Source organism: Streptomyces sp. NPDC054840 (assembly GCF_053611065.1).
Map to the genome: position 1 here is coordinate 1 of NZ_JBSGZP010000481.1, position 5713 is coordinate 5713.

Annotated in this window: 5 protein-coding genes; 2 read left to right on the forward strand and 3 right to left on the reverse strand. The window is 75.7% G+C overall.

The features are described 5' to 3' along the window. Both ACWGIU_RS27390 and ACWGIU_RS27395 read right to left on the reverse strand, forming a co-directional pair. Positions 1–2011 (reverse strand): VMAP-C domain-containing protein (locus ACWGIU_RS27390; protein ID WP_453710109.1); only part of this gene is annotated, 2011 nt, incomplete at its 3' end. Continuing rightward, a complete protein-coding gene (locus ACWGIU_RS27395) occupies positions 2008–3300 on the reverse strand; it encodes a hypothetical protein (RefSeq protein WP_453710111.1) in 1293 nt (430 codons plus the stop codon). The genes ACWGIU_RS27395 and ACWGIU_RS27390, both read right to left, overlap by 4 nt. A 223-nt stretch (positions 3301–3523) precedes the next feature. Here ACWGIU_RS27395 and ACWGIU_RS27400 point away from each other — a divergent pair, with 223 nt between their 5' ends. Continuing rightward, positions 3524–4495 (forward strand): trypsin-like serine peptidase, encoded by a 972-nt coding sequence (locus tag ACWGIU_RS27400; protein ID WP_453710113.1) that lies wholly within the window; start codon positions 3524–3526, stop codon positions 4493–4495. Positions 4496–4561: 66 nt separating this feature from the next. Beyond that, positions 4562–4684: a hypothetical protein gene (locus tag ACWGIU_RS27405; protein WP_453710115.1), complete on the forward strand. Its 123-nt coding sequence runs from the start codon at positions 4562–4564 to the stop codon at positions 4682–4684. A gap of 204 nt (positions 4685–4888) precedes the next feature. Here ACWGIU_RS27405 and ACWGIU_RS27410 read toward each other — a convergent pair. Continuing rightward, positions 4889–5713: SDR family NAD(P)-dependent oxidoreductase (locus ACWGIU_RS27410; protein ID WP_453710117.1), on the reverse strand; the 825-nt coding region annotated here is incomplete at its 5' end.

The window sequence follows — 5713 nt, forward strand, 5'->3', positions numbered from 1 at the left end:
CCAACTGGTCTCCCCCTGAGGGCTGTTGGTCGGCGCGCGTGGATCCGGCAGCAGCGCCTGCGGCCGCCCGGCGCACCTCCCGCACGCGCGCGGGCAGGGCCAGGACGTCCAGTGCGCCGGGGTCGGGGCGGCCGTCCGGCCCGGCCGGAGCGAGCAGGTCGAGGAGGGCGGGCGCGGGCAGGCCGCCCCCGCGCCGCCATACGGCCACCGGGAGGCCGCCTTCGAACACGGCTTCCAGCAGCCCGGCGTGCGGGGCGGTCGTGGTGTGCGCGAGGACGCAGGCGGGCGGCGGCTGCGCGGCCAGTTCCATCCCGAGCGCGTCGGTGAGCTCGTCGTCCGAGACGACCCGGACGGCGTCGGGGTGCCGGCCGCCCTGGGCGTGCAGCCAGCGCCAGGTGCCGTGCCACTCGGCCCGGGTGTCCGCCCGCTCCTGCGGGCAGCGCACCACCACCTGGTGGAGCAGACCGAGGGCGCGGCGGCGGCCTGCCGGGCCACGGGGCACCGGCCACTGGTCGAAGTCGGCGTCGAGCAGTTCGTACGGCACGTGGAACTCGATGCGGTCCACCGCGGCGTACGCCTGCCGCCCCGTCTCGCCGTCGGTTTCCGAAGCGCCGCCGATGAGGGCGAGTTGCCGTACGAGCTCCTCCCGCACCCGGTCCAGTCCGACCGGTGCCCCCTCCGACTCCCATATGTGCTGCGCCCGTTCGCCCCGCAGCCACATCCGGGCCAGGAATCCGTCCTCCCCGCCCGGCGGCGTCTCCAGCCGGACGTGCACGACCATCCGCCGGGCGGGTGGCGGGGGCGGGGGCAGCACCGGCAGGGCGAGGCGCTCGCGGGTGGCGCGCACCCAGTCCCCGAGCCGGTCCGCCCACGGCGCGTCGCCCCCGGCGGCGGCCCGGTCCGCGAGGAACCGTACGAAGGGCACCGCCAGCGGCATCCCGCCGCGGCCACCCTGCCGCTCGTCCAGGTCCTGGACCACCTCCAGCAGGTTGTCCCCCGGCAGCCCGCCGCGCGCCGGGGTGGTGCAGCCGGCCGCCTTGAACGCCCAGGCGTAGGCCTCGTAGGCGCAGCGTGGCAGCTCGCGCCCCTCGAAGAGCTCGCCGAGACTGTCCCAGGCCGCCTGGTCGAGCTTGGCGGCCCGGGGCAGCGCGGCCCCGGACAGGTCGTCGTCGAGGAAGGAGCAGGCGTCCCAGTCCCGGTCGACGATGAACTGCGGCAGCTGCCAGCCTTCGCCGCGCTCGCGCAGCTCCTGGAAGACGCGGTGGATGCTGAGAGCGGCGCCGGGCAGCCCGCTGACGCTCTCCCGTACGGACCGTCCGCCCAGTTCGCCGAGCAGGGCCTCGGTGAACCGGCCGGCGCCACGCTCGGAGTCGTTCTGCGCGACCTCGCCCTCGCGGGAGGCGTAGAGCCGGAACTGCCGGCGGCCCGGGACGGAACTCCCGCCCCCGTAGTCGGTGGTGCCGAAGTTCCACCGGGTGTCGCCGGGCGCGTCGACCCGGCATGAGTCCACGAGCGCGGCCTGGAGCGGGAAGCGGCGCTGTTTGACGAGGTCGCTCCGCCACCAGCGCAGCGCCGAGTCGAGGTTGAGGTGCCGGATCTGGCTGGGGCGGGCGTCGGCGCAGGGCAGCATCAGCTCCTGGCGCGGCCCGAGATAGCCGTGCCCGGCCCAGAAGATCCAGAGCAGGTCGCCGTCGCACTGCGGGAGTTCGTCGAGGAGCGCCGATTTCACGTTCTCCTCGGTCGCCGGCCGGTAGGCCGTGCGCAGGGCGGTCATCGCCGGGGCGTCCGTCCAGTCGAGGTCGCCCGGTTCGTCGAGCGGGGAGAGCAGCAGCCGGACGTTGCCGGGCGGCACCTCGGCGGGGCCGGTCAGCCACCGGGCGAAGCGCAGGGCGTCGCGGGCCGGACCCCGCAGGTTCCAGCGGTGGCTGATGTCGTAGCGCTCGACCCCGGCGACGAGCGCGAAGGTGCGCTGCGGTCCGAGGGCCGGGGGCAGGAAGTCGGCGGCAGTCACCCGATCTCCGCCTCGGTCACCGCCTGTTCGATCCGCTCGTAGAGGGAGTCCTGTTTCCAGTAGGCGCTGTGGCAGGCCGGGAAGGGCTGGCGGCTGCGGACCTCGTGGTCGGTGACGCGCGCGTCACCGGGGAAGACGGGTTCGGCGAGGTAGGAGAGTACGTCGTGCCGGTCGTAGACGTTGAGCCAGCGCGGGAAGCCGTACGGGAGTTTCGCGCCGGGTTCGAGCGCGGTCAGCGCGCCCAGTTCGTGGAGGAACGGGGCCTGGGAGCCGACGGTGACCAGCAGCTCGGCCCCGGGTACGGCCTCGCCGCGGGCGGCGGCGAGGGTGAGGAGGTCCATCAGGGCGATCCCGCCGAGGCTGTGGCCGATCAGTACGGTCGGCCCCGGATCGGCGGTGATCCGGGCGTGCAGGAAGTCCCGCAGCTCGTGGCCGCGGGACTGGTAACGCAGGATGTCGCCGAGCACGGGGGTGGCTCCGACGGTGAGGGAGCCGCGCCGGGCGTCGAGGAGGGGTTGGGTGGTGACACGCAGGGCCAGCCGGCCGAGGACGGCGGCCACGCGGGCGCCGGGGACCCGGCCGTCGCCGCCGAGGCGGGTGGTGAGCAGCTCGACGAGGCGGTCGCGTTCGGCGCCGGTGCAGTCGGCCTCGTCGCCGGCGGCGGCGAGGGCGGCGGCGGTCACGGCCCGGGCGAGGGCGGTGGCCAGCTCGCGGGCCCGGGGCTCGTCGGCGGCGCGGGCAGCGGCCCGGGCCGCTTCGGCTGAGCGCGCGGTGGAGTCCAGGGCGGCGGCGAAGCCCGGGGCGAGGCCGGTGCCGTGCAGCAGGGCGCCGAGCTCGTCCCCGGTCCGCGGCGGTGCGGGCGGTAAGCCTTCCAGCAGAGCGAGCACCCGGGCTCCGGCGGCCTGCACGCCGGGCATCGCGAAGCCGTCGTCGTGGTCGGCGTCCTCGTCGTCGTCGGCGTCGTCGGCGGCGCCGGGTCCGCGCTCGCCGGCGCCCGCCCAGCCCGCCTCGGCCAGGACCCGCAGCTCGCAGAGCGGGTCTGCGAGCAGCAGCGCCCACTCGGCCGTCTCCGCGTCCACGGGGTCGGGCGCGCCCTGCGGCCCGGGGCGCAGTCCCGGCACCGAGCGGCCGCCCGCGCCGAGGGTCGCGCCGAACCGGTCGCCCCAGTAGCAGGAGTCGACGGCCGCTCCGTGGAATCTGGCCGTCAGCCGTTCCCGGACCAGGGCGAACAACCTGTCGTGCCGCTCGCGCCGTACACCCGTACCGTGGACGAACAGAAAACGCAGCACAGCCCGGTCCCCCCTCGCGCAGTCGTCCCCCGCCCGGCACCATAGCCCGGTGGGGGTGACGGGGGCCATGGAAAGCCGAGTTCGGCGTGTGCGGGCGGATCAGGGGCGCCCGCGGGGGGAAGCGGCGGGGGCTGTGAGCACGGACACGTCCTCCCTCCGGAACCCCGGGCCCCACTCGCCCATCGAACGAAGAGTCCGAAGGCGTCTGGAGCGGGAGTACCACATGGTCGGCAAGGTTGACGGGCGGGAACGGGAGCGGGGCCGCCGGTCCGCCCCGCGAGGCTCCATGGTCGTCGGCCTGCTGTGCACCGTCGTCCTCGCGGGCGTCGGCTACGCCGCCTGGGAGCTGCGCGGTATCGCCGCGAACCGTGCGGACGGCGATCCGGCGCAAGGCGTCTACCAGCAGGACCCCGAGCGCGCCGACAAGACGGCGGCCGCTGTGCTGGACGGGATCGCGCGGGAGGACCCGGAGCCGCCGAAGGACGGCAAGGCCTTCACCGACGGCGGCGGCGCGGTGGACTGGCGGTACGCCGGGTGGCAGCCCTCCGACCCCCTGGAGGCCCGGCCCGTCCCGGCCGAGCCCGCCGTCGGCGCGCTGTTCTCACCGGGCGGCGACGGCGACCCCGACCACCACTGTTCGGCCGTCGTGGTCCACTCCCCGCGGGGCGACCTCATCGCCACCGCCGCGCACTGCGTGTACGGCGGCGGCTTCCGCACCAACCTCGCGTTCGCGCCCGGCTACCGGGACGGTGTGGCCCCGTACGGCATCTGGGTGCCGACCCGGATCGACGTGGACCGGCGCTGGGCGCAGGACCAGGACCCGGACCACGACATCGCCCTGCTCCGGCTGCGCCGGCCGGGCTATCCGGGGCAGCGGCTGGAGGACGTCACGGGGGCCCTGACCATGGACTTCGGAACGGAACTGCCGGCGCCCGCCCGGCTCGTGGGCTACCCGAACCACGCCGAGCAGCCGCTGGACTGCCGGAACACGGCCGTCGCGGCCGGGCCGACGCAGGTGCGCCTGGACTGTGCGGACGTACCCAACGGGACCAGTGGCGGCCCGGTACTGACCGGCCGCAGCACGCTGATCGCGGTGATCGGCGGCCGCGACGGGGGCGGGGACGAGGAGACCTCGTACGGCGTCCGGTTCGGTGAGGGTGTCCGCGCCCTGTACGAGCGCTCCACCAAGTCCTGAGCGGTCGCCTCGGCGGCGGGGGGCCAGGCAGGTCGTTGTGGCAGGCCGTTGTGGCAGGTGCTGGTCATGGGCCCGCTCGCGGAGGCCGCCCGGCGCTGGCTGTCCAGCACCTCCGAGATCGACCTCACCGACGCCGCCCGCTACCTCCCCGACCACATCTGGCGCTCCCTGCGCCCCGAGCCCGTCTGAGAATCCGCCCGGCCCGGTCCGGTCCCCGGCCGGGACGGTCGATGCGGTCGTGACGGCCGCGGGCTTCTGGGTGGTTGTCCGGCTCGTCGTCGTCCATGCCGCAGATTCTGCTGCGCGGGGGGCGCTCGGAGCAGGCCCGAGCCGGGGCGCCCGGAGGCAACCAGGGGGCGGGCGGACTCACTTCGGGTCGCCCGCGCGATCCGCTCAGCGCGGCAGGGCGGCGTACGAGACTCCCGTCAGCTTTTCGGAGGCGGACCACAGCAGCTCGCCGGTGATGTCGTCGAGGGTCCATCCGGCCCGCCAGGACCGGGCGGGCGCTCCGCGCCAGCCGAACCGCGGGCCGATGAAGGCGTCCGCCCGGACGCCGGGCGCGGTGGCCGCGTACAGGGTGGGCAGGGCACCCGAGGAGGTGGGCTGGGCGAGGACCGCGTTGCCGAGCGCCGCCACCCGCGAGTTGAAGGTGGGGCCCTCCAGCTTCGACGCTCCGGAGTGGAGGTTGCTGGAGGCGTAGCCGGGGTGGGCGGCGACGGCCGTGATCGGGGAGCCGGCGGCCGTGAAGCGGCGGGACAGTTCGTGGGTGAAGAGCAGGTTGGCGGTCTTGGAGCGGCCGTAGGCGGTCCAGCGCCGGTAGCCGTGCTGGCCCCCGACGTCGGCGAGGCCCGCGTCGGCGGGGCCGATCCGCCCCAGTACGTGGAAGCCGCTGGAGACGTTGACGATCCGGGCCCCCCGGGCGGCGGCACGCAGGCGCGGCAGCAGCAGTCCGGTCAGGGCGAAGTGACCGAGGTGGTTGACCCCGAGCTGCGTCTCGAACCCGTCGGTGGTCCGCCCGTACGGCAGGGCCATCACACCGGCGTTGTTGATCAGCAGGTCCAGCGAGGCGTGCCGCTGCTCGTAGGCGGCGGCGAACTCCCGTACGGACGCCAGGTCGGCGAGGTCCAGCGGTATGAACTGCGCTCGCGCCCCGGGGACTTCCGCGCGCAGCCGGATCGCGGCGGCCCGGCCGCGGGCCGCGCTCCGGCAGGCCAGCAC

What these genes read in the sequence shown, in the direction of transcription:
- ACWGIU_RS27405 (WP_453710115.1), top strand. Translation starts at nt 4,562, where the DNA reads ATGGGCCCGCTCGCGGAGGCCGCCCGGCGCTGGCTGTCCAGCACCTCC.
- ACWGIU_RS27400 (WP_453710113.1), top strand. Translation starts at nt 3,524, where the DNA reads ATGGTCGGCAAGGTTGACGGGCGGGAACGGGAGCGGGGCCGCCGGTCC.